Source organism: Arenibacter sp. 6A1, assembly GCF_012272855.1.
Lineage (GTDB): Bacteria > Bacteroidota > Bacteroidia > Flavobacteriales > Flavobacteriaceae > Arenibacter.
This window is the reverse complement of sequence record NZ_JAAXCQ010000031.1, coordinates 1-26,195: the sequence shown is the minus strand read 5'-3', so window position 1 is coordinate 26,195 and position 26,195 is coordinate 1. Positions and strand designations below refer to the sequence as shown.

The window sequence follows — 26,195 nt, the reverse complement described above, 5'->3', positions numbered from 1 at the left end:
TGAACTGTTTAAGGAAATCATCATCAAATAGATCTTCTTTTTTCATAAAGTGCAAAAAATTAAAATTAAACAAAAAAATAACGGGGGCCGGCCCCCGTTATTTTTTTATTTACACACTTTATGAGATAGTCCCAAAAGAATAAAAAAAGCCCATAATTGAGTAGACGGGTCCGGACACTATCCCTTAAACTTACACAGTTTACGGGATAGTGTCTCTTAAAAGTTAAAGACGACCCTATTCCTTTAAGTCTGTAAGCCCGAAATTAGCCCATATATCCGTATTATTTTCGTACCCCTCTAACTTCCCTATCATAAATCTCATTAAACAATAATGTTTTAAAAAGCATATTTGCCTTATCATCAGTCATTTTATTGTAAAAATCTAGTTTGGTGTTGATAAAGTTGAGAAACTCACTATCTACTTCTTCATCGAATTTATCTTTAATATTATTCTTGGAATTTCCTTTGTTGAAGTAGGCCATAAGATCTTCATTATCATAAAGGTTTTTCTTTACACGATTAAAGTCTACCTTGTCCTCGTCGGTTAATTCCAAACCAAAGGTGTCATTCAATACCTTAATGATCTTCGTTAAAAAATCTACTTCTTCTTCAGGTTTTTTACCTGCACCACCAGGCGTCATGCCATAGTCTTCCCCGTTTTCTGAAACCAAGTCCAGGTTTGCCGTAAATTTGTGCTGTATTTTATAGCTATCCAACTCAATATCATTTACTACATCTAAGGGCAGATCACTTTTCACAAAGGGCAGTTTTTTCAACAAGGCGGAAAGAAAAACATATTTTTTCTCCAGATCTACATCTGTAAATTGAATTATCTGACTTAAGAAACGGTAGATTTTTGTATATGATTTTGCTGCCGCTTTAAAAGCATTTTTGTCCTCATCTTCCAGTTCGTTATCAAAACGTTTAGCAATATCATTTAAAATAGTCTGTAGCCCCTCCATTTTATCATTTGGCTTGAAAAATATTTGAGCAAAAGCTTCCACCTCAGAATTGTAAAAGACATTATAACCTTCTACCTCGTCCAAAATTGCATACAAACTATTTGGGTCTGTTTCGTTTTCCTCTTCCATATAGTTTTTGCCGTAGAAATGCTGAAAATCTGCACGTACCAATTCTGGGTCGTTTACAAAATCTAAAACCATAGTGGAGTCCTTTCCCCTCCGGTTCCTGTTCAAGCGGGATAAGGTTTGTACGGTGCTTGCTCCCCCCAGCTTTTTATCTACAAACATGGTATGTAGCAAAGGTTCATCAAAACCGGTTTGAAACTTATTTGCTACAATCAATATTCTGTTTTCTGGTAGTTTTAAAGCTTCCGGTATGCTTATTCTACCCCCCAGATTATTCATGTTGCTCTCTGTGTATTCCTCGTTTGAATCGGGATCCTTTACTGTTCCAGAGAAAGCCACCAATGCACCATAAGGTAAATGCATTTCTTTCATTATCTCGTCGAACTTAAGTTTAAATCGTACGGCGTGTAAACGAGATTTAGTAACCAGCATAGCTCTCGCTTGCCCCTGTATTTCGTTTTGGGTTTGACTCATAAAATGTTCCAACATTATACGTGCCTTTTTATCTATAGCATGGTCTTGTAAGTCCACATAATTGCCCAGTACCCGGACGGTTTTCTTTTTGTCGTATTCCTTATCTTCAATTTCAGTGCGTTTTACCAATTTGTAATAACGCTTAAAAGACATATAGTTCTGTAGCACATCCTTAATAAAGCCTTCCTTAATGGCTTCTTCCATGGTGTACTCATCAAAAGGCTCTATTTTTCCATTTATTTTTGTGCCGAACAACTCCAAGGTTTTAGGTTTTGGTGTTGCCGTAAAGGCAAACTGGGAAATATTAGGTTGTTGTCCTTTCTTGGCGATTTCTTCCGCTATAATGTCGTCTGCCGTTTTTATGTTTGCTTCCTCTTGTTCTGATTCTTCTAAACTTAAGGCTTTGCGCATTTGGCGCGAAGATTCGCCGGATTGGGAACTATGTGCTTCATCTATTAAAACTGCATACTTATAATCAGGGTAATTGGTAACTTCTTTTGCAATAACCGGAAACTTCTGAATGGTTGTAATGATGATACGCTTCTTATCTTCTATGGCATTCTTTAAATCTTGTGAGGTGGATTTTTCATCTATGTAGGCAACTACTCCAGGTGTATCATCCAATTGACGAATGTTATCTTGTATTTGCTTGTTCAACACCCGCCGATCTGTTACCACAATGACCGAATCATATAAGGCTTTGGTATCCGTATAGCTTTGGTAAAAATTAGCTAATCTATAAGCAAGCCAGGTAATGGTATTGGATTTGCCCGATCCCGCAGAGTGTTGAACCAAATAGTTTTTACCCGTACCATCCTTTTTTAATGCCACAAGGATACGATTCACTGCCCTTAACTGATGAAACCGGGGGAACAGCAATTTGGTAGATTTTTTATCCTCTAACTTTTTGGTTTTAGGGTTGTATACTTTTTCTTTATCGGTTTGAACGCTGATAAAATTTTGCACTAAATCCATTAAGGAGTCTTTTCGCAATACATCCTGCCAAAGGTATTCTACGGCAAATCCAGTATCCGAATGGTTTACCAATCCTGTGTTAAACGGCAGAAAGTAGGTAGACTTGCCTTTTAATTCGGTTGCCATAAATACTTTCTCCGTACCCACAGCAAAGTGTACCAAACATCGTTTAAAATCTAGAAAAGGTTCTCCTTTGGGGTCACGGTCTTGCATATACTGCGTTATCGCATTATGGTGATTTTGACCTGTTAAGGCATTTTTAAGCTCTGCAGTAACCACAGGAATACCGTTTATAAACAGAACAATATCTATCTCGTTATTGTTCCTTTTAGAGTATTTAAGCTGGCGCACAAGCGCTAGGCGGTTTTTTGCATAGGCCTCTTCATGCTCGGGCGTTTTGTTATGTGCCGGTTTAAAATAGGCCAAATCCAATTTTTGACCACGGTCTTTAACACCATTACGCAATACCTCCAAGGTTTTGTTTTTGGTTATATTTTTGGCAACGTTCTCTACAATTTTAGCATCTACCAAAGCACCGTATTGCTTGGCTAACTCTTCATACTTTTTAGGCTGAGTATCTTTTACGAAAGCTATTGTTTCAGAAGGTATTACACACAAGTCTTTATCATACATGCTTGGTGATACACTATGGTATTCTTTAACTTGGTTAGTCAAGTAGTTTTTTATATGTGCTTCGAAATGGATTTCTTTTGTGCCTGATGCCATTTTTATGTATTTTTTTACTCTTAATTTTTTGTTTTGGCCTAATGGTGGCCCAATTATTTTGACGTATTGGACCAGATATGACCCCATTGAAAATATTACAATTAATTCATTATCAGTGTTTTAAAATACATTTGACCCTTTTAAACCCGTTTTTGGCCCAATGGTGGCCCCTTTATTTATGTTTCTTCTGGATCACAGCACATGCAAGAATCCCTCAATGCGCCTCTTGCATTTCTATTTTTGCCTCGTTGCTATTCTAATGTTTAATATCTGTTGCTAATTAAAAGCTATTCTACATCTTTTGCACTGCCTTTTAAATCATTCTCAACGGAGAGTTCATAGCTTTCCATCATATGGGTTTTATAGGTGTTTCTTTTTTCTTCATGTAATTTCTTGTTTTTGCCCATAGCCTTTTTCACTTCAATAGGATCTATACCTCCATTTTTTAGGGCATGTTCTAAATTTTTGTGAACATCTAAGGCGTTCCAAACGGCATCTGTAATATAAAAGTCATCATGGTTACCATAGCACCACTCTATATACGTGGGGTTGTTTTTAAGTATGTGCGAAATTGTTTCGCCCTTATGTTGACCAAATGTCAATACTGTTTCAAAACTGTATAATTCCATGTTTTATATAATTTTTATGCCTTAGGTACTTGCCAATCCCTTACATCTATTTTACCGGTTACCGCTTCACTAATGATGGATTGACGGTAGGATTTTAGTTTTTTGATGGACGATTTTAATTTCTCAACTGAATTTGAAATAGTATCTGTTTTTCTATCTAAAAATTCTGAGATCAATATTTGCTCACTTATAGGTGGAAAAAATAAAACTGTGTCTTTTAAAATTTTGTTTGTTATACTATAAACTTTAACACCTTTTACAGCATTTTGGACTTGGACTCTGTACACAGCTGAATCTAAAAAATAAGCGAAAAATCTTTTGTGAGCAGATTCATTTAATCTAGCAATAATTGTATGATAACCTGCAAATGTTGGAATATCAGAATTTAAGTAAGTGAAATTACCTGAGCCTTCAATGTCTTCAGATGTGTCCGCAAAAATAAAATCCCCTTTTCTTAACAATGAACCCTTATTGGTTTCTAAGTAATCCTCAGAAACACATTTCAAATCGTGAATTGATGGATTTACTTCAAAACCAAACTTAGAATGAATCTCACCATAATTTACACAAGGAATGCCTTTCTCTAATAAATTTGCTTTTGTTATTGTTAAACCTTTTGTTGTTTTAAATTTATGTCTAAACTTTACAACCTCCCAATGCTCAGGAATGTCCCCCAACCACTCTATACCAGAATCTTTCATTTTGGTATTTGGGTTTAAACCTTTGGTAACTGCTTCGTTAATTATGGCTTGGCGTTGCGCTTGTAATTTTTGTATTAATTGCTCCTTTTTTTCTATTAAGGCATCAATAATTTGGGTTTTGTGGTCTAGGTAGTTGGCTATTTGGGTTTGTTCTTTTATATCTTCAGGAATTGATAATGGGAAATTTAAAAACATTGGTAACCTTAATGAATCAACAGTGGATTTCGCAGACAATTTAAGTACATCGTGAATGAAATTTTCACTTATGAAATAATATAGAAATTTACCATCGACGTTTTTAAAATTATAAAGCATATATACTCGTTGATGAAAATCAAACTTCTCATTAACATAATGCCATATTTTACATATATCTCCATCACCAGCAGTTAAAATTGCCTCACCATCAAATGAATAAGTTCCTATTCTTTTAACATCTTTGGAACGAACATAAAATGGATAAATCCCATCATCAGTTTGATTCACAGTATCTTTGTCTCCAGTTGTAATATCACATAAGTATCGTAATCTGACTGGCTTCCAATCTTTAGGAATCTTACCAATCCATTCAACACCACTTTCCTTATATGTTTCGTATGTCTTCATTAGGCTAACAAATCATTTAAAAGGTTAGTAATCTCATTTTCAAGGGTTACAATTTCTGCTTTAATTTCAGCAGCTGGTTGCAAGCCTTTATACTCGTAAAAGTATTTGGTAAAGTTAATTTCGTAACCAATACGTGTTTTGTCGTAATCTATCCATGCTTCTGGTACGTGTGGCAGTACCTCCTTAGAGAAATAGGTTTCTATATCTTCTGTAAGAGGTACATTTTCTTTATCGCGTTTTTTCGAGTCAGATTTTGGGTTGCCTTTTACCATTTTCATTTTACCTTTGGCATCGTATTCGGGTTGCTCTATGGTTAGTTGGTAAAACCCAAAGTCGTCGTTATTAAATATTTTGCAATGTTCGTTGTCTTCGAAATTGGTGTATAGCTCTAGCAAAGAATTTATATGTGCTTGGGTAAGCTCGTTGCGTTTGTTGCCCAAACTCTTTTTGTTGGAGCGTGCAAAAATATGGTCGGTTTGCTCTTTGCCTTTTCCGTTAACACCAGTAACCTTGGTAGCATTTCCGTTGATCAGCTGTACTTTTCCTTTGCGGTTCTCAGCCTTTTTATTGGTTAAAAACCAGATATAAGTGTTAATGCCAGTGTTGTAAAAAAGATCCTTGGGCAAGGCTACAATGCACTCCAACCAATCGTTTTCTATAATCCATTTACGTATATCGCTTTCGCCACTTCCGGCATCGCCTGTAAATAATGGCGACCCGTTGGTGACCACCCCTATCCGGGAACCGTTGGTCTTGTCCATTTTAGATATCATGTGCTGTAAGAACAATAATTGTCCGTCGCTAGTACGAGGGGTACCTGCATAAAAACGGCCTGCTGGATTTAAAGCTTCATTTTCTATAAAGTTTTTATCTTTTTTCCAAGTCACCCCATAGGGCGGATTCGCCATCATATAATGAAATTGTTTGCCTTGAAATTGGTCGTCGGTAAAGGAATTACCGTGTTTTACATCCCGCGGGTTTTCTCCAGAGATTAGGGCCTCGGACTTGGCAATCGCACAAGATTGTTCGTTTAATTCCTGACCATAGGTTAGAATGGTGGGTTTGTTGTCGCTGTACTTACACAACTCATCCAATACAAAGTTTTTACCTAAATTCACCATACCACCTGTACCACAGGCCGGGTCAAAAATGGTGCGGATAATTCCCGGTTTGGAAAGCTCTTCCTTTTCAGGGGTAAAGATGATGGCGTTCATAAGCGCAATAACATCTCTAGGAGTAAAATGCTCTCCTGCGGTTTCATTGGATTGCTCGTTAGAGATACGTATCAACTCTTCAAACACATACCCCATAGAGTGGTTATCAATAGTATCTTGATGCAAGTCAATCTTGCAGATGCCATCGATCATTTCGTACAACAGACGGTTTTTTACCAGTCGGGCGATAATTTTATCGAACTGAAAGCTTTCTAATATATCACGAACCTCCGGATTAAACCCATTAAGGTAATTGTTGAAGTTGATCTCAATATATTGTGGTTCGTCCTTTAATGACTGAAGCGTATGCTTAGAAGTATTGTAATAAGTTAGTCCTCCAGAGGCTTTTTTTAGGATAGGATCTAGCTTGTCTTCGCTTACTTTATCCTTAAAATCATTATAAGATTTACGTACCTTCTCGTTTACGTTATCGAGCATGCAATCTAACCTACGGATGACTACAAAAGGAAGTAATACATCGCCAATCTCATTTTTCTTAAAGGCATCCCGGAGCACGTCGTCCGTAATTTGCCATATGAATCCTACTTCTACTTTATTTGTTATGGTGCTCATTTATAAATTAATTAGTTTATTCTGATTTGAGTTGCGGAAAATAGTATCCTTTAGTTGTTTAGATTGAATTTCTTTGGCGATCCTATAACTAGAAATGGCCTTGACCTGGGAGTCATCGTTCATTTTACCGTCATCTGTGAAATTCTGAAAGTCGCTGCCGTTAAAGTTTTGTTTTTCATTTTCAAGGTACTTTTTAACTTCCTGCATATCGATTCCTGTTTTATGGGCTATGATTTCAGCAGATTTTAATGAGTACTTATCCTTCTGATATTCCATTAGCTGACTCTCAAAAGGCATAAATGTTCCAAAAAAGTCAACCGTAACCAATCTCCTATTTTCCAATTTTTTATTATCAGGATGAAACAAATATTTATCGGAAAAAAGATCAATATTAAAAGTGTCACAAAACTCTATTAGCGTACTAATTAAAACGTTTACCTGGCTTCTAAAATCCCCGATGGTCAATTGCTGATTGGTCATAAATTTTTATTTGATACAAAGCTAGATATTATGTGTGCAGTGATTGTGCATATTTAGGAGAAATTGGATAAAATTGTATTATCAACAAAACCTTCATTAAAAATCACATCTGTATCTATCAATTTGTTTTTCTGGATTAGCGAATGAACTTTAAAAGCATTACTTATATGTTTATGTTTTTGGATTTCACCTACGTAGTTATCAATATCTTTAAACACCCAATTTCTGTCTCCATTAGTTTCATTTTTAACTTTATTATTAGCAAACGCAACAAAACCTTTATGGCTTTGTATATAATGATAATTTGTTAGTATTGCTCTTTCGTGAAATGTTTTAGTATCAGTTTGTGTAATAATGGAAATTTCAATTCCGCTTTTACTTTTAATATATTTCTTCATTTTATTGATAATGGAATGAGCTTTACTCTTTGTAAGGTTACCAGCTTTATTTTGAACAACTATCATTAAATGAAATGGTACTTCTAACGTTTGTGGAATTATACTATTTAAAATTGGATAAATATTATCATTGTTTTCTTCCGTATATTTCTGAACATCGGTCCATAAAAAATTATCAATAATAATGGCTGAGTTTAAAGGAACTAAAGGCTTATCCTTAAATAACTCACTCCAACAATTTAATGTATTATTTGTTTTATCAATACTGTATCCATAATGAAAATTTTGGTCTCGGATAAAAGTTTCTTTTAGATTAAACGCTAATATTCCATACTTATCTCTGATATCCTTGGTCTCTCTTTCCTTTAAATCTAAAATTAAAAGATCATTTAGAAAGACATTAAAATCCTTGTTGGCTAAATTTTCATATTTACTTTTATCAGCTATTAAACCCGCATTCTCTCTTTTAAAAAGAGAGTTCAATAAGGGATTATTTTTTATGATTTCAATAATTTCTTCTTCATCATTGTTTAGGACAACATCACAAAACTGGTGAATAATATTAAATACAGTTAAATAATCTTCACTCATCACTAGGATCTCTTCTAAGATATTTTCAGTACAGAAAAGTTTGTGTGCTCCCATTAATTCTTTTTTAAACTGGCTTTGTACATATCAACTGCTAGGTCATCTGCTACATTGAAAAAACCAGAACCAAATGGTCTATCGAACTTTCCATTTTCCAAGTAATACATAGGATAAGGATCTCCATCGTTTTGAAAATAATAAAGGCCGAACATATTATTAGAGGTTCCAGTTGTTCGTGACTTCATATTTAAATACTGCGATTGCCGTATTAAATATTCAGAATGTGTTTCCAATATAAACCGTATACCAAACTCCTCGTAGACTTCATAAAATAAGTCGGCAAGTTTAGATTGTAGAGCGGGATGCAAATTGGCTTCTGGCTCTTCTATTATAATAATAGTATTATATCTAACTTTTGTAGAGTTATTTTCTATAATATCTAAAATGCTTAGTGCTATAGCCAAAAGTATAGAAAAAACTTGCCCAGCTCCAAAGCCTTTATCTGAAATATTTATCCATGTTCCATCTTCTAATATTTCAATTTTCGATACTAAAGATTCGTAAGTTTCAATTCTATAATCTTCTCCAATATCAAAATTTTCTTTTGACATCCAATTCTTCATAAAAATTAAAACTTCCTCCCTAGGATATGATTGCTTTTCCGTATGATTTTTTACCAAATTATTAATATCAACACCTTTGTCGTCATGAACAAACAACTTATTTTGGCTACTCCTATGGGGGCTTAAATGCTTGATCTTAAAGGTAATTGCAGACAAGATTTCATCGCCCAACTTGTTAGCTTTATTTAATTCTAGGCTTTTATCTGAATTTTTAAAATTATTTCCTTTGGTAGCATTAAATGTTGTTTCAACTAAATACTTAGGTAAAACACTTCTTATAATTTTATCTATCCCTCTATTCTCAATATCAAAATCTTCAAGAGAAAAAGTAGGATTGTAAGTCAAATTATCTTTTCTAGAATGAAACTTTTTTTTAAATAGATCTAAAGCCTTTTTTTGTTTAATTTCAGCATCATATGTGCTTTTTTTTAAATCGAGTATTTTCTTTCTATTTAACTGGATTACATTATTAATAGAATATTTATCTGAATCTAGAGTTTTATCGATCTTACTAGTAGAATTTTGATTTTTTTGGAATATAATGCGTTCTAGTTTTTTGACTAAATATAAGGTCTCACTTTCAAGCTTTTTCAACTTAGATTCATTACTTTCAATGATACTTGCCAAAGCCCTTTCAATTTTGTGAAACTTATTGATTTCAATTCTGTTTTTTTCTTCAATTATAAATGATTGATTAAAGAAATGGGCATCGACTTGGAGCTTATAAGTATTAGAGCCCATTCTGTTAATTTCTAAAGTTGCAGTATCTTCCCTTAAAATTTTTAATTCCTGTAAATTTGCTTTTATGCTATTAACATCAGGCTCAAACTTGATTGATATATCATACCCTTTGTTTTTAAATTTGAATATGACGTCCTTCCTAGATTCTTGAAAATTGAATCTATTGATTGCATTAGAATAACTCTCAATTTTATGTTTAAATAAATTATTTCTATTCAAATTTAATTCGAAATGATTCTTAGAATTTATATAATCCTCTAAAACCAACAACGCTTTAAATACTGTGGATTTACCAGAATTATTTGTTCCTGTAAAGAAAGTTACAGGTGATAAATCTAAATCCCAAGTATCTTTAATTTTCCTAAAATTGGATATTTTTATATTTTCCATTAAACAAATATAATTTTATGAGCATGCAGCTAACCTGCATGGTTGTAATTATTATACATTGAATTGATTTTTTCCTTTACCACAGAGACTACTTCATCGGGTGAAATAACTTTTACATCTTCTCCAAAAGAGAGAATTAGTTGATAAAGTTCTGGGTTCGGTATTACTTCTATTTTTACCGTTAAGCCGGAGGGATCTGACCTATCCAGCTTTTGAGTACCGTGCAGAGGTTTGGTCAACACATAATTAATACGGTTGTCTGAAAATTTAAGATGCACCATTTCTGCGTTAGTATCTAATGGCTTGGTAACCCCTATGATATCATCAAAATAATCTAGCCAATTAATGGAAGTCTCCTTATAATCAATATTTATTTCCTTAACGCTTTCAATCCTGTCCAGAGGGTAATTGGAAAGCGCCTGGTAGTTTTCGTTATAGCAAAATAAAAACCACCTATTATTGTGTTGCTTCAAATGATAGGGATGGACATTTACCACCTCTATATCCTTGTTATAAGGTTTATATTCAACCTCAATCGCAGACTTTTTAATAATCACATTAAATAACACCCCTACCAGTTCCCGGCCTTTTAAATCAGGATTTTCTTGATAACTAATTGCACTATTATCTCCAGTAGAGGCTAAATCAAAAGCCAGTTCCATTCTGGGTATTAATTCCTCAAGCCAATTAAACTCTTCCCGGCTTTTATAACGAGTTAAGATAGCTAGGGTAGTTTCTAACTGTTCGGCATCTTCAACGTTTAAAGGGTTATTGGCCAAAGAAAAACCTTTGTCCAGGTATCTGAATATTCTTTTCTTTCCAATTTTCAACTCTTCATCCAGTTCAATGCCATAGCCAGCGTCAGATTTCATGTGCGCTATATCATATTGAAGCTGCCTTAGTTGAATACCCTCGGTTCCCAACTCATAAAGTACCCGATTTACTTCATTAAGTAGATCTTGATAATTGTACTCTTTATTAAAATTACTGAAACATTTATCTAAAACCGTATAACGAATTTGAGCATGTCTGTTGGTAGGCATTGATAATGAGCGATTAAAGATTTTATTAATTACTGTTGGAGGAATTTTAAAAATAGGAATATTTAAGTGATTAAAAAACTCAAATTGGTTTTGTTTGCCTTTATCCTTTTAAAAAAATAGTGTAAGAATATTAATATACTGATGTTCAGAAATTTACTTTTCTGTTTTTTACTTAAAAAACAGAAACAACATCAATAATTAAATAAAATTATAAACAATAGGAGATAAGGAGTTGCTAACTTAGCTCGTATTGAAAGTTAATAATTTTAAAAAGTTATAAAATCCTGTAAGAAATACGATGTGGCCTTTTATAGAGGCATTAAAAATTGGGACGATTGTAGAAAACATGGGTTTTATCAGCCGGTCAACATAAAAAATACAGCGTCCCACTCAGAGCATTAATAACAGGCGATATTGTCGCTGCGTATTTGAAAGGATGTGACTATGTCGGAATTGGACGTATGTAAATGGACAAGGAGTAAGAGTAAATGATTCTATTAAACACTAGCCCTTTGCTCTCTTAATGGCAAGGTAGAATTTCCGTTTAGTTTCTCCTTAGCTGCAAAAACATCCATAAGATTCTGCATGTCCTCCCCTATTTTCTTTTCCAATACCCTTGCGTAAATTTGGGTTGTGGTCAGTTTGGTATGCCCCAATAATTTTGAAACAGTTTCTATTGGCACTCCATTAGAAAGCGTTACGGTAGTGGCAAATGTATGGCGGGCAGCATGAAAGGTAATGTTCTTATGAATATTGCATGCTTTGGTAATAACCTTTAAATAGCTGTTCGTTTTTTGGTTACTAAGCACCGGGAGTAATTTACCGCCTGGATGATGCGCCATTTCATCCGAATATTTTTCAATGATAGCCCTCGCTTTGGGTAGTAGTGGAATCTTAACTATTTCATTGGTCTTTGCCCTTTTAGTGAATAACCAATAATTTTCGTCATTGCCTAAAACCATTTGATTGGTCATTAGTTCTTTGACATCTATATAGGATAGGCCGGTATAACATGAAAATAGAAATATGTTCCGTACTTTTTCATATCCTGCGCCTTTGAAGGTTGTATTTTCTATAAGGGCGAGTTCCCTTTCGGAGAGATAACTTCGGTTGTGTTTTTGAAAATTGAGCTTGAAATTTTTAAAAGGGTCTTTTTCCAACCATTCTAATCTCACCGCCAGGTTGATCATTTTCATTAAGCGCGACAAATGTTTCATGGCGCCGTTGTTGGCACATATCCGCCTGGGAGTTTCTGGTTGGTAATTTCTAAGGTATTGTTCAAAATCGGCAATAAAACGATAGTTCAACTGTCTCAAATAGACGTCGGTGGTTTTGAACTTGTCCCGTATAAATTTGTGGAGGTAGCGTTCCGTGGAATAGTAGTTTTTCATGGTCCCGTATTTTAATACAGAATCCATATTGGTATTGTGGTAGGTCACCAATTCTTTTAAGGTCTTGTGCTGATCATCCAGACCCAAATAACGAGCTTTTATCGCTTGTGCCGTAATTACCTTGTCTTCCCCTAAAAGTTCCTTGTGAGCGTCTAAAATTTGGGAATAAACCTCGTCCAAATAGCTGTTTAACATTCTGGTTTTTGCGGTGGTTCCGATGACTCTTCCCTTGGAAAAATCCCACATACTCTCCGATGTGTACCGTTTTAAACTGATTTCTGCACGTCTGCCGTCAACTGTAATCCGGGCATAAATGGTGAGTCTTTTAGGGTTGTAGTTGATATCCCTTGTAAAAATAATTACCGATAAAGTGCTGTTATTCCGCATGTTACACGTCTTTTAGGTTAAACAAAACTTGTTTGCAAAGACGTTTTAGATAGCCTTTACTGCCATCTAAATTATGAACAAAACGTATACCAAAGTATTAACCGATCTCTACACCTTTTATACGATATTAGATGATATCAGGTGATTTCATAAAAAACGTAAAGCACTGTCAACCAGTCAGTTAACAGTGCTTTGGTACCATCTAAAAAGTGGTTCGTCGGGATGACAGGATTTGAACCTGCGACCCCACGGCCCCCAGCCGTGTGCGCTACCGGGCTGCGCTACATCCCGAAAATTCTGTGATTGCAAACATAGGAAAGTTTCCACAAAATATCCCAAGTATTTCCCAAAAAAATAACCGCTTTTTTAAAGCTTAAAAATCAACTACTAAGAATCAGCAACATAAAAAAATCCGCCTCCAAAAGAAAGCGGATTTTAATATAGAAAATCATTTTTTTGATGTTTCCTAAGGCTAAAAGATCAGGCAATGCCTTAGAATAGCATACAACGGAAAGATTAAGGGATTTCTACAAAGTCTCCTTCCATTTAATTAGTAGTTGATTTGCTGGATGTAGTGCCGAAATTTATTATCCGATATTGGCAGTTTGCTAGAATATCTTCAAGGACTATATCGAATAGTTTTTCACAACCTAAAGTGACAGTTTAAAAATTGGCCATTAGGCTACAGCTAGTTTTAAGTTGATGCATGCCATTTCCCACTAGTTGTTGGCACTCTTACGCTAAAACATCCGTTGGTCTTTTTTTAATGTTATGGATTTAATTTCATCCAATACCTCCTCCTTTTTTATAAGGTCATCTTTTACTAAATCAGCATATTTCGATGCCATCTCCTTAGAGCCCATGTAAGTATAGATCAGTACTCTTAAGGAATTTTCCAAGTGGGTATCGATTAAATTAGAATACGGTTTCCCAACCCCCAAATGCGCTGGCCATTCTTCCGCCTCTTCTATTTTTTTAATCGCAACAGAATATTTGCCTTGCTCCATGGCCTTGTAAGCCAACATCAATTTGGTCTGTCTATAAAACTTCCGCGAGTCGGAAGCCCCCTCAAAGGGAAGAACATATAGGTTAGCCAGTATTTTTTCGGCCTTTTCATATTGGTTTCCCAGCATCAACGTATTGATTAGATCCAATCCTACCACATAATTTTCCTTGTCGCTTTTGTAGGTATTATCTAAAACCTTTATCGCCTTTTGGGTATCGTCATTTTGTGATAAAATTTGAGCATATATTCTTTTGTAACGCCATTGTTTAGGCTGTAGCTCTATCGCTTTTTTTATCAGGGCCAGCGTTGCTTCTCTCGAAGCTCCTTCATTTATTCTCGCCTTAAAGATGTAAAAAGGTGCAAAATCTACTTGTTCATACTTATTTAATAGGAAAACGGCTTTGGTACGATTGCCCCTGAAATCTTGAATAAGGGCCATTAGGTAATTGGGTTTCCACGATTTGTTTACCGATGCCGCCCAATTGAAAACCTCAACGGATTCTTCCCGAAAGGGAAAAACAAAATACATGGAGGCTTCTTCTGCCTCTTCCAAGTACTTGGTGTAAGCTCCCGTTTCTTTATGCAACCACGCAAGCCAATAAAGGCTTTCCGCATTATTGGGTGCCAGTTTTAAAACGGCAATGCTTTCCGCGGTCCTGTTTAGATTTGCATACCATATTGCCAATTCTAGAAAGGATTCTATGGGCATTTCATTTCTTATAAGGTTAACGAAATCTTTCTCATTTACCTTAGTAGGATCTTGATAAAATTTTTCAAATCGGATAAAATGATCAATGGGGTTCAGCTGACGTATTCTAGTGGCCGTTTCCTTTAATTGGGCCTCATTTTTATTGAGTCTTGCCAACACATGCAATATTTTCAAGGCCTCTAAATTATTGGGATTGCCCTGTAATGCCTTATGCACATATTCTTCGGCTTTCAAAAGATCCATCTCTTTTAAATAAATCCGACTTAGGGAGGTGTAGGCGGCATTTCTATGACTGGGCGACAGACTAGCCACTTCAAATCCATCCAAAGCATCATAGTGTCTGTCGGTTTTAAGGGCTGAAATACCGTAATAATAATTTGCATCACCATCATAGGTGTCCAAACTCAATGCTTTTTTGGAATAGTAAAAAGCGGAATCGTATTCCATGCGTTGCAACTTAAGTTTCGCCATTTCTACCAAGGCAGGAAGAAAGGCCGCATTTTTTAATAGGGAAGCTTCTATTTTTTTCTCAGCTTGCTCATAATTTCTAAATCGGTAAAGGTCTCTTCCTTGAAGAAAAAGTCCGTATGCACTTTCAGGATCCAAATCCTGGGAGATTTCCTGTGGTCTACTAAGATTTTGGAGTTCTTTATTTTCTAGAACGATTCTCGCTTTACCTACTTCCAATATAGATGGCTGTTCTCCTTCGGGGAGTGTCAAACTTACCTTTATAGGTTTTAAAGGAGTTAAAGAAATATTGGTAGATGCTATCTTTTTCCCTGCCCTATTATAGACCTTTAGGGAGTCCTGGAGTTGTTGTGCAGGACTCATTTTAACCTCTAGTTGTTGCCCATTAAGCTGAATATTAAATGCCCCCATGGTATTGGCGTCCGTAAAACCGTTTATTTCTCCGAAGGGAAACCAGTATTCTGTCCATGCCTCATCGGCATAGGGTTTAAATCCTATTTGCTTAAATGGTGTTAAGCTACTGCTAAACACATTCTGATTAAACAAACGTCCACTTTGGATTTCTACATATTGTCCGCTAGTATCTGTTAACAGGTCTTCCCATATTTTACCAGCATCGGATTGGGCCCAGAGAAATATTTTTTTGCCCAATTTATCACCTCGGTTAGAATATCGGATCATTCCAAAGTCGTCCTTTTCCCAAAATCCCCCAAAATAATTACTGTGCGTTCCCATAACATGAAAGGATTTAGATCCGCCAAAGTTATTTTCCGAATATTTAGATAGATTGTGCCCTTCCTTGTCCATTGGCCAATTGTGCGAGCTGCCATCATGGCCAATATTTATCCTTTTCCAGTTTAGTTTCTATGACCCATCTTGTACGGGTAAGAAGATCCAAGGCACTGGTAACACAGCTTACGCTGCCATCTTCATTGTTTTTCACAATATAATCTACAGGGGTAGCACTATTTGGGGTGTGTCCAATAATATAATACTCCCCTATTTTAGGACAGCAAGTATACGTTGAATTGTACCCTTTTAAATCTGAAGAAGCTAGGATGGGTATTCGGTTCTTCGTTCCAAGCCAACACGTCATATAAGTCCTTACAGTAAATGCTAATCGTTCATAAAAAAGCGTTAGCTATTGCAGCGGCATCCTTTTTTAGAGGGCTAAGAGACCTTTAAAAAAGATACAGCGGAAAGAGCGACCCGTTAGGGAAACGCCCATATATAGAGCATGGAGATTTATAATCTATAAGAATTTTTTGGGCGTTCCCTCCTTCGTCGGTCAGGCACTCCGCTATATCCCTCGCTCCACTTCGGGGATGCCGCTGCGGTCCCTAACGCGGGTTACAATTAGTAATTAGCCAGGTAAAAAAATGTAAACAGTGAGGCAATTTGGTGTTAGAGAAGCACGTGATTTAAAAGGGAATATGGATAACTCAACTTAAAAGTAGGAGACACCTTAAACTAAGAGCCAACTTTTTGAGCCTGATTCTAAAATTAAACTGTTAAAAATCTGCAACATAAAAAAATCCGCCTCCAAATGGAAGCGGATTTTAATATAGAAAATCATTTTTTTTGATATTTTATTTTACCAAAACACTGGAAAAAGGCAACGGTACAGTACCAACGGCTCTTATATTAAAAATAGCCGTGGCTAGAACGCTCCTTACCTAAGTTTGCTAAACAGCCTGTTTCCCTTAAATGGTAGATGGCCCTTTTAAACGCTTCTCTATCTTTTGCTTTATTGAAGTTAAGCGTTTCATGATCTCCATGATTTGAGCGTCCTTTTCTTTTTTATAAATTTCATTAAGACCCAAGATTAACTCCTTTGCCTCTCTGGAAATTTCAATACGCTCACTAGTGGTTAGTGATCTTCTGTTTCTTTGCTCAAACTCTAGAGCCCTAGTAACTATATCCATAATTCAAACAGTTTTTTGTTCGGAAAATTTTTAATTATTATTAATTTTACAAAACGAGAACTACTCTTTAAACTGTCATATTAACAGTCTTTAGTATCGCTTTATTACACTTATTTCTTAAGGTGCAATTTTAATGCCGTACAAATTAAACCCATACTTTTAATTCATATTTTTTTCCCCATTTCTAAGCATAAACCTTCCATTATAATATTTTTTTTTGAATTACAATAATTTTATCGACAATTTATTAAAAATAAATTTAAAAATAAACATAACTTCCTAAAAATCATCCATATTGTTGGTGAAATTATATTTCATATCGAAATTTATTTTAGCGTCCCATAATTTATTAAAAAAAGACCTGCTCTCTTTAAAATTTTTATTCACCATAAAATGTACAAACCTCCCTTGAGCATGGATACTGCTGCAATTCATTTTATAAATCACCAGCTGATAATAAGGCACTATCCAAGTAAAATTACTTAGGCCTTTATTGATAAATATAAGAATGCCATACGGACGTAATTCTATATTCGCATAGTTTATATCGGAAACCGAATTCATATAAGGCTTAAGGTTGGGACTTACTTCTTCAATGACCAATCGCTTTGACCCTATTCCCTTCCGCCGAATAATTTCGATAAAAGAAAAAGGCTTCCCTACCAAATCATTGATTATTGGTCTGTGCCCTTTATCGCGATATGTTGTATTTAATATCATTTTTGGAAAATACCTATATACAAAGCTACAAAATGTTTAACTTTTTTAATTATTTATTAAACAAAAATTAACAAAAGTATTGTTTTACAGAAGGACTATCCTACTCTTAAAGTCCAAAAAAGTCAAGGATCAAATAGATTACGAAACAAGACTATTTCCCCTTTTACCTTAAAATATTTTTAGAAATAGGAAGCTTTAAAAGAAAAGAAATCGCCGTTAAAATTTAGTTATAGTCATATTATCAAGAGTACAATTTTTATGTACCTTCAATAACCAAAAAGGCAATACACATTTCTTTAAAAGACCTTTACCCGAAGAATATTGGAATATAATAGATATACGTATTGAACGTAGCTACGGTTTATACATTTAAGAGGTTTGAAAGTTATTGATTTTAATATTTTTCGCCTTTAAATCGAACATTAAATTATACAATCCAAAAAACGTACGATTCATGTAGATAAAGTGTTTAGACCCTCTATTTGCATTCATTTTTTTAAGTTGTGTGTTTTTAGCATAGCGTTCGCCCAACGCGGCAATTTGGCCAAAAAACTTGCTATCGGAAAAATCAAAGGTCTCTTCATGGAAAGGCTGTGTAAATAAACTTAGCATTTCATGGAACATAGCCCTAAAGAATTGCAGTTCTTGCTGACTATCATCTTGACGCAGAATTTCCAATTCAAATAATTTTTTCTCAAAAAAGGCGTCATCGGCAAGATTTTCTTTTTTTGCCAATTCAAAATACGGACGATAAAAATTATCGGGTATTGCCTTCATACACCCAAAATCTAAGGCTATAAGTTTACTGTCTTCCGAAACCAAAAAATTCCCCGGATGCGGATCGGCATGTACCTTTTTTAAATGATGGATCTGAAACATATAAAAATCCCATAAGGCCTGTCCCAGCGTATTAGAGACTTCCTGATCGTTGTTATGGGCCACGAATTCGGAAAGATGTTCTCCGTTCATATAATCCATGGTGATAATTCTTTCCGAAGACAAGGCCTCATAATATTGAGGAAACAAGAGATTTGGGATGTGCTGGCAGGCTGCTACAATTTCCTTGCTCTGCTTTACTTCTAATACATAATTGGTTTCTTCAATTAATTTCCCCTCTATTTCTTTAAAATACTTGTCCGAGTCCTTGCCCTTAATATTAAACATGCTCATTGCTATTGGTTTCACCATGGCAAGGTCTGAAGCGATACTCTCTGCAACCCCTGGGTATTGAATTTTTACCGCTAATTTTTTTCCGTCTTTTTCGGCCATATGAACCTGACCGATACTAGCCGCGTTTACCGAGACAGCATTAAAGGAGTCATAGATTTCATTGGGCAATTTCCCGAAATATTTTTTAAACGTCTTTAGTACCAAAGGTGGAGACAAAGGCGGTACCGAGAATTGGGACAGGGAAAACTTTTCTACATAGGCCTGTGGCATGATACTTTTTTCCATGCTCAGCATCTGGGCAACCTTTAAGGCACTCCCCTTTAGCTGTTTTAGGCTGTCATAAATATCTTCCGCATTATTTTTATTCAGCAAATCTTTGGCTTCCACTTCGGATTTGGTAAGCTTGTCCCCATAATATTTAAGGTAATTTACACCTACTTTGGCTCCAGTAGATACTAATTTACTTGCGCGTTGTATTTTTGAAACTGGAATTTTATCTATTGTTTTCATCTAGGATCCTATAGGTTAAAGTGACTCTTTTCCTTAAAAATAAATTTCCCAAAATCAACGAGACTTTTTAAAGGAGCTATATTTAATACGTCAAAACTTGTATTAACGGATTTTTCAATGAAAACATCCGTTTTTTCAAATCCTGCAGAAGTATCTTCCATCCAGAATTTAAGGGTGAGCAAAAACTGTATCCAGGCAGATTCACTAAGCGCCCGCTTCTGAAATTTTTCAATTTGCTCCTGTTTAAGCTCTAAAGTCTCAATATCCAATGCGTCTATATATTGTATAAAACACTCCCGTAATCTAGAAAGTACGGAAAGTCCCTTTAATCCGTTTTTGTGACGCTCTAAAGAAGCCTTTACATAACTTCTATTAGCCGTAAGGTTTTCAAAAAAAGTAAAATAATAACTCAACAGCTTGTTACGGGCATCAAAGCCTTTATAATCCTCACTTTTTTCCAATACTTGAAGGGTAACTTCATGAAAAGTTTTAAATACGTCCTTTTCCAAGGCCTCGAAGGAACCAAAGAATTCGTAAAATTTCTGCTCTTCAAAATTATGCGCCTTTGCAAAAGCATATACAGATTTTGGTTGCTCGCTATGGGCCAAGACATCATCCATATACCAAGAAACAAGGTCTTTAGAGGTAATCGTTTTATTTTTTGCCATCACTATTTTATTATCCTATAAAGATACAAACCTGTTTAAGTTTTTATGTTAAAGAATAAACAAAATTAAGGTAAGCACATAAATATCGAACCCCTTAAGCGTATTTATGGGGTGTGAGTGCGTTTCTAACCTAGAAAAGAATTGTCGTCTTCTCCCCTATTTTCACATTTAAAGCTTCAAGAGGATGGTCTGACAGTAAAAAAAAATATTTGTAATTAACTGAATTTATATGATTTACAAGTTAACATCATAAGCTTTACGTCAAATTCACATAGGTCCGTTGACGATATTGTAACTTTCAGCGTTTGGATTACACGGCGAATCCTAGATTATTTACACTAATTTTTTGAACGCATCTCTTGCTACCATCTTTCAGTAATAATAAGTAAACGGGATTCCGACTAATGAGTGATAATTATGATTGATAAGATCTTATATAAAGTTTTTGTATCACTTGATTTATCAATTCCCTATCAAGTGGTTTTTCCAAAAAATCTATTACATTCGAATATTCAATAACTCTTTTCTTATCGCATTGACTAATTGAGGAGGTTAATATCACTATAGCTATATTTGGACAGATTCCATTTCGTCTTGTGATCTTTAAAAACTCAAAACCGTCCAATTCTGGCATATTAAGGTCTAAAAAGATTAAATCCGGGGATGATTGATCCAAATATTTTAATGCCAACAATCCATTTTCTACAACATCTACCTTTTCAAATCCAAAACGCTTTAATTGTGACATGGCAATAAAACTGGAAATCGGATTGTCCTCCACTACCAATATCTTAATGTTTTTAGTGATAATTTCTTTCATTATTCTAAAAGATTAGATGTAAGCTACTTAATTTTAATAGTTTCATAAATACTATGATCTTGAATATTTTTATCAATTCAATTCAACTTATTTTATATCATACCCTAGGTTTTCCTAAAACAAAATTGGCAATTGCCAATTTTGTTTTTAAGAATAAAAAATAGGTTGTCCATTAAAGCAGTATATTTTCTTTTTTTAAGACTTCTTCACTAAGCCTAAACTTAAGAGAACACAAAGAGTTTATGATGGCTTTGCTAAAAAATATGCACAGAAATATTCTCTTCTACGACTCCCTATTTTACAATAATGAACTCTGAACGTCGATTTAACGCATGTATTTTTTCAGAACAATTTGAACCGTTTCGACAGTCGTTCTGTAGTTGGCTTTCACCAAATCCCACTCCGCTAATTCTACTACTATCAATTCCTCTAGAAGTAAAATAGAAGACTGTAGATTCGGCTCTCTTTTGCGACAATATTTGGTTATATTCGTCACCTCCTTTACTATCTGTATGGGAGCGGACTTGAATTTTTAGTTCTGGATATTTATTTAGAAACGCCAATATTTGATCGAGTTCGGAATAGGAATCCTTTTTGATCTCGTATTTATCGTTTTCAAAATGAATAGGCTTAAGCTTTAAAGCTTCGAAAAGATCAGTCCCTTCGTCCAAAATATCTTTCTTTTTTTCCAAGGCTATAACCACTCTGTCTAAATCATCCTTCTTTGTCAAATCGATCGTTACCATCGTATCTTCATATTCTTCATTTCGGGCATTTACATTTAGCGTCTTAAGGCCGCAATCTAACTTTAGATAAAAACGTCCCCCATCGTTTACCAATATTTGTTTTTCATATTTAGAGTCTAGTGCTATCTTAGCATTCACCAATATTTTACCACTTTGCTGATCTATGATGCTACCATTTATATCCGAATAGCATTTAAATGGAAGCGGCTGCAATTCTTTTAATGAATAAATATCATCGCTTCCCATTCCTCCTTCTCTATTGGATGCAAAGAATCCAGATTTCGATTCCTCATCTATAATCAGGGAAAAATCGTCATGAGCCGAATTTAAGGGGGCTCCCAAATTGATAACCTCAGTATTGTGTGGGTCGTATAATTTAACTGCAAACATATCTAACCCGCCAAGGCCTGGGTGACCGTCCGATGCAAAATACAAAACATTGGAAGGACTTATAAAAGGAAAGGTTTCTCTAGCTTCGGTATTAATAGTTGGTCCTAGATTTGTAGGAATTCCATAGGTTCCATCTCCGTAAATATCGACCTTAAAAATATCCGATTTCCCTAGGGTACCCGGCATATCAGATGCAAAGTATAAGGTCTTCTCATCCTCACTAAGTGCTGGATGAGCCACGGAGTAATCTTCGCTATTAAACGGCAGGGCAGTTACATTGCTCCATTCGCCGTTTATCAAGGTGGCCCTATACAGGTGTAAGTGACTAACTCCTTCATTATTTCTGGCAAAATTACTTCCTTTAAAATTATTCATAGTAAAATAAAGGGTTTTACCATCCTTGGTAAATACGGTCGAAGATTGGTGCGCCCTAGTTTTAATATTTTTAGCAAACAAGGCCGACTTGGTAAAACTCTTGTCCGCTTCTTTTTTGGCGATATAAATACTAAAAAAGGCTTTTTTATTCCAACGATCTATTCTTCTAGAAACAAGACCGGTATCCCTGGCCGATGCAAATATTAGTTGTCCTGAATAGAAGGATGGCGCAAAATCTGATTTGCTAGAATTTATAGAAATTTCGCCAATCTGGTAACGCCCCGAGTTATTCTTTATAATTTCTAAATAGTCGGGTTTAATCCTAAAATGTTCACTCCGTAAATCCTTTGTTTTCTCTTTAGAAAATTTTTGCATCCATATATCCGAGGTCTTATAGTCTCCTATAGATTTAAGGGTTACCGCATATCGATACATTTCCTCCAAGGCTGAATCTCGCTTTTCTAAGGCAAATAATTTTGCATACCAATGAACAGCTTCCGTATATTTTGAATTTAAATAATTAGCATTGGCCAGGTCTTTATACATCTTCTCCGAACTATATCCTTTTTGTTCTAGATCCTCATAGGAGTTAATAGCATCGACATAGGCCATATCATCAAAATGTGCGGCAGCTTTTTCTATCTTTTTATCTTGTGCGCAGACCAATGTACCGGCCAACATTAAAAAAAACAAACTGGTTTTTAAGTTAAATTCTATCATAGTAGTAATTTTTTAAAAGAATCTCGGATTCAATACTTTTTTGTACTTGGTAAATAGCTCATATCTTAAAATCACCTCAAAGGAACCATCGTTGAACTGTGTCCCACCAAGGGCGGTAGTTTCTTTGTCATAGGCCAAACCTATCATTAACTTATCGTCCACTTGAAATCCGAATAGAGCACTTATGGCAGCATCCCATCGATAGGCAGCACCCAAGGTAAATTTTTCATTGAAAAGAAGAGAAGCAGAAAGGTCGACTTGAAGCGGAGCTCCCTGCACGGCTTTTAATAAAGCCGCTGGTTTGAACTGTAAATTTTGATACAGGTCAAAAACATACCCTGTCATCAAATAATAATTCATAAGTTCCTTGGCTAAATAACCGCTGTCGGTATCTGAATCCTCAAAGTGTTCTGTCTCCAAAAAGTTTGGAACCGATATACCGGCATAGAAACGATTGGTGTAATAATAAACCCCGGCCCCAATATTTGGAGAGAACTTTTTGTCTATATGGTTATTTTCCGAGGGAGCAACATTCGGATTGTAATTTCTCAATTTATTATAATCTATATTTAAAAAATGTCCTCCTGCTTTTAATCCAAAAGCTAATTTCCCCGTTGTTGAAGTGGGAATAGAATATGAAAAAGCAGCATCAAAATAAGTATCCTGATTTGTGCCGTTTCCGATTTCATCATGGACCACGGAAAGACCTAATCCTACTCTATTAGAAACCGGGCTATTGATATCTAGCGTTTGGGTTTTAGGTGCCCCATCTAGCCCCACCCATTGGGAACGATGAAGAGCAACTACGCTAAAAACACCCCTAGACCCTGCATAGGCCGGGTTCACCGCCAATGTATTGTACATATATTGGGTGTATTGAGCGTCTTGTTGTGCATTAACAAAATTTAATGTTAACAATATAATTGTTAAGGTTATAATGACTTTTTTCATTTGTAGATATCTATTATTTTTTTTAAAGGTCATATGTAATTCGCATATCGTAATTCGTGTTGGTGACAAGTTTTCGGACATGCTCATTTCATAATTTTATTTATCAATTTATACCCAGAACGGCTTATCTATTAATATAGATGTAACCAGATTTAGTTTTAGCTACATCTTTATTTAAGTATTTAATAATGTAGAAGTACACTCCAGCAGGCAACGCTTTATTCTTATTCACTACCGATCTTCCATTAGATGTCCCAGTAAATACATTAACACTATTATCGTATCCTTTTGTTTCGTATACAAGCACACCCCAACGGTTGTAGATTTGCACAGAGTTATTTGGGAAACGCTCAATATTGTCAATCTCAAACCTTCCGTCATTATGATTTGAATCTATGACATCGTGGTTAATAGAAATGTCACAATTGCTTCCCGCTGGAGGTGTTCCTCCTATAGAATCACAGCCATCTAACGGATTGGTACCATCACTAACTTCTTGTCCATCTTTAATAGTATCCCCATCAGTATCAGGATTAAATGGGTCCGTTCCTATAATAGCTTCCTCTTCATCAGTAAGGCCATCGTCATCACTATCTAGATCAGTAGTGACTATCTCCAAGACAAATTCATCCGAATAAGGGCTTATATTTCCTGCGGCGTCTTCACTCCTAGCTTCAATAGAATACAATCCATCATTCAATACTGTGTTGGTATTATCAAAAATCCAATTTCCATTGATATCCGCGGTTGTTTTCCCTAAACTCAAGCCATCAATAAATACTTCAATCGTAGTTTCTGGTTCTGCTTCCCCTACAATCAATACGGTTTTGTCTGTAGTAATACCATCATTAGGAATTTCAGTATCTTCTATAACTTTTATTATTACAGGAGATAATGGTGCCGTGGTATCGATTATAAGCTCTAAGGTGGTGGTGTCGGAAGTACTGTTCCCTGCTACATCCGTACTAATAACTACTACCTCGTTCGCTCCGTTAACATCCGGATTGAAGACTCCGTCATCAGTGGTAGCAGTTTCCGTATCGATGTTCCAATTTCCTGACCCATCAGCGGTTGTGATATAGGTTGCCCCGCCTACTGTTACGTCAACCGTGGTGCCAGCCTCAGCTGTTCCATTGAGAACAGGAGTAGTATCGTTGGTTATTTGAGATTCTACCGTTGGTACAACCGGTGCGGTGGTATCGATGGTAAGCTCTAAGGTGGTATTATCGGAAGTACTGTTCCCAGCCGCATCTGTACTGGTAACATCTACCTCATTTTCTCCGTTGACATCCAGATTGAAGACTCCGCTATCAGGGGTAGCCGTTTCAGTATCGATACTCCAGTTTCCGGAACCATCAGCGGTGGTGATATAGGTTGCCCCGCCTACTGTTACGTCAACCGTGGTGCCAGCCTCAGCTGTTCCATTGAGAACAGGAGTAGTATCGTTGGTTATTTGAGATTCAACCGTGGGTACAACCGGTGCGGTGGTATCGATAGTAAGCTCTAAGGTGGTTGTATCGGAAGTACTGTTCCCGGCCGCATCTGTACTGGTAACATCTACCTCATTTTCTCCGTTGACATTTGGATTGAAAACTCCGCTATCAGGGGTAGCCGTTTCCGTATTTATGCTCCAGTTTCCGGAACCATCAGCGGTGGTGATATAGGTTGCCCCGCCTACTGTTACGTCAATCGTGGTGCCAGCCTCAGCAGTTCCATTGAGAACAGGAGTGGTATCATTGGTTATTTGAGATTCAACCGTGGGTACAACCGGTGCGGTGGTATCGATGGTAAGTTCTAAGGTGGTATTATCGGAAGTACTGTTCCCGGCCGCATCTGTACTGATAACCTCTACCTCATTTTCTCCGTTGACATCCGGATTGAAGACTCCGCTATCAGGGGTAGCCGTTTCAGTATTTATGCTCCATTTTCCAGAGCCATCAGCGGTGGTGATATAGGTTGCCCCGCCTACTGTTACGTCAACCGTGGTGCC

18 protein-coding genes, 1 tRNA gene and 1 pseudogene are annotated in these 26,195 nt (G+C 35.8%); all 20 read right to left on the bottom strand.

What is annotated here, in order from left to right:
- Positions 1-281: 281 nt before the first annotated feature.
- A complete protein-coding gene (locus HCG49_RS18000; protein ID WP_168470871.1) occupies positions 282-3,263 on the bottom strand; it encodes a type I restriction endonuclease subunit R in 2,982 nt (993 codons plus the stop codon).
- Positions 3,264-3,550: 287 nt separating this feature from the next.
- A complete protein-coding gene (locus HCG49_RS17995) occupies positions 3,551-3,892 on the bottom strand; it encodes a hypothetical protein (RefSeq protein WP_168470870.1) in 342 nt (113 codons plus the stop codon).
- Between the two features lie 14 nt (positions 3,893-3,906).
- Positions 3,907-5,199 (bottom strand): restriction endonuclease subunit S, encoded by a 1,293-nt coding sequence (locus HCG49_RS17990; RefSeq protein ID WP_168470869.1) that lies wholly within the window; start codon positions 5,197-5,199, stop codon positions 3,907-3,909.
- Positions 5,199-6,986 (bottom strand): class I SAM-dependent DNA methyltransferase, encoded by a 1,788-nt coding sequence (locus HCG49_RS17985; protein WP_168470868.1) that lies wholly within the window; start codon positions 6,984-6,986, stop codon positions 5,199-5,201. The genes HCG49_RS17990 and HCG49_RS17985 overlap by 1 nt, the downstream gene beginning before the upstream one ends.
- Positions 6,987-7,466, bottom strand: coding sequence for a hypothetical protein (locus HCG49_RS17980; protein WP_168470867.1), 480 nt, complete (start codon positions 7,464-7,466; stop codon positions 6,987-6,989).
- Between the two features lie 53 nt (positions 7,467-7,519).
- Positions 7,520-8,509 (bottom strand): hypothetical protein, encoded by a 990-nt coding sequence (locus HCG49_RS17975; RefSeq protein WP_168470866.1) that lies wholly within the window; start codon positions 8,507-8,509, stop codon positions 7,520-7,522.
- Positions 8,509-10,206: an AAA family ATPase gene (locus HCG49_RS17970; protein ID WP_168470865.1), complete on the bottom strand. Its 1,698-nt coding sequence runs from the start codon at positions 10,204-10,206 to the stop codon at positions 8,509-8,511. Before HCG49_RS17970 ends, HCG49_RS17975 begins: the two co-directional genes overlap by 1 nt.
- A 29-nt stretch (positions 10,207-10,235) precedes the next feature.
- Complete coding sequence (locus tag HCG49_RS17965; RefSeq protein WP_168470864.1) at positions 10,236-11,249, bottom strand: helix-turn-helix transcriptional regulator; 1,014 nt, start codon at positions 11,247-11,249, stop codon at positions 10,236-10,238.
- 497 nt (positions 11,250-11,746) lie between these two features.
- A complete protein-coding gene (locus HCG49_RS17960) occupies positions 11,747-13,027 on the bottom strand; it encodes a site-specific integrase (RefSeq protein WP_168470863.1) in 1,281 nt (426 codons plus the stop codon).
- A gap of 217 nt (positions 13,028-13,244) precedes the next feature.
- A tRNA-Pro gene (locus tag HCG49_RS17955) sits at positions 13,245-13,318 on the bottom strand.
- Positions 13,319-13,767: 449 nt separating this feature from the next.
- The gene (locus HCG49_RS18885; protein WP_410489000.1) at positions 13,768-14,472 is read right to left on the bottom strand and encodes a tetratricopeptide repeat protein; all 705 of its coding nucleotides are present in this window, start codon (positions 14,470-14,472) and stop codon (positions 13,768-13,770) included.
- Positions 14,473-15,717: 1,245 nt separating this feature from the next.
- Positions 15,718-16,306 (bottom strand): annotated as a pseudogene (locus HCG49_RS18880) (DUF5107 domain-containing protein); the annotation flags it as partial.
- A 607-nt stretch (positions 16,307-16,913) separates the two neighbouring features.
- A complete protein-coding gene (locus HCG49_RS17940) occupies positions 16,914-17,135 on the bottom strand; it encodes a hypothetical protein (protein ID WP_072763100.1) in 222 nt (73 codons plus the stop codon).
- A 279-nt stretch (positions 17,136-17,414) separates the two neighbouring features.
- Positions 17,415-17,855 (bottom strand): hypothetical protein, encoded by a 441-nt coding sequence (locus HCG49_RS17935; protein WP_168470860.1) that lies wholly within the window; start codon positions 17,853-17,855, stop codon positions 17,415-17,417.
- 369 nt (positions 17,856-18,224) lie between these two features.
- On the bottom strand, positions 18,225-19,535 hold the full coding sequence (locus HCG49_RS17930; protein WP_168470859.1) for an ABC1 kinase family protein: 1,311 nt from the start codon (positions 19,533-19,535) through the stop codon (positions 18,225-18,227).
- Positions 19,536-19,543: 8 nt separating this feature from the next.
- On the bottom strand, positions 19,544-20,203 hold the full coding sequence (locus tag HCG49_RS17925) for a TetR family transcriptional regulator C-terminal domain-containing protein (protein WP_168470858.1): 660 nt from the start codon (positions 20,201-20,203) through the stop codon (positions 19,544-19,546).
- A 415-nt stretch (positions 20,204-20,618) separates the two neighbouring features.
- The gene (locus HCG49_RS17920) at positions 20,619-21,023 is read right to left on the bottom strand and encodes a response regulator (protein WP_168470857.1); all 405 of its coding nucleotides are present in this window, start codon (positions 21,021-21,023) and stop codon (positions 20,619-20,621) included.
- 293 nt (positions 21,024-21,316) lie between these two features.
- A complete protein-coding gene (locus tag HCG49_RS17915; protein WP_168470856.1) occupies positions 21,317-23,254 on the bottom strand; it encodes an OmpA family protein in 1,938 nt (645 codons plus the stop codon).
- A gap of 12 nt (positions 23,255-23,266) precedes the next feature.
- On the bottom strand, positions 23,267-24,205 hold the full coding sequence (locus HCG49_RS17910) for a type IX secretion system membrane protein PorP/SprF (protein ID WP_168470855.1): 939 nt from the start codon (positions 24,203-24,205) through the stop codon (positions 23,267-23,269).
- Between the two features lie 124 nt (positions 24,206-24,329).
- On the bottom strand, positions 24,330-26,195 hold a 1,866-nt coding region (locus HCG49_RS17905; RefSeq protein WP_205764438.1), incomplete at its 5' end, for an Ig-like domain-containing protein.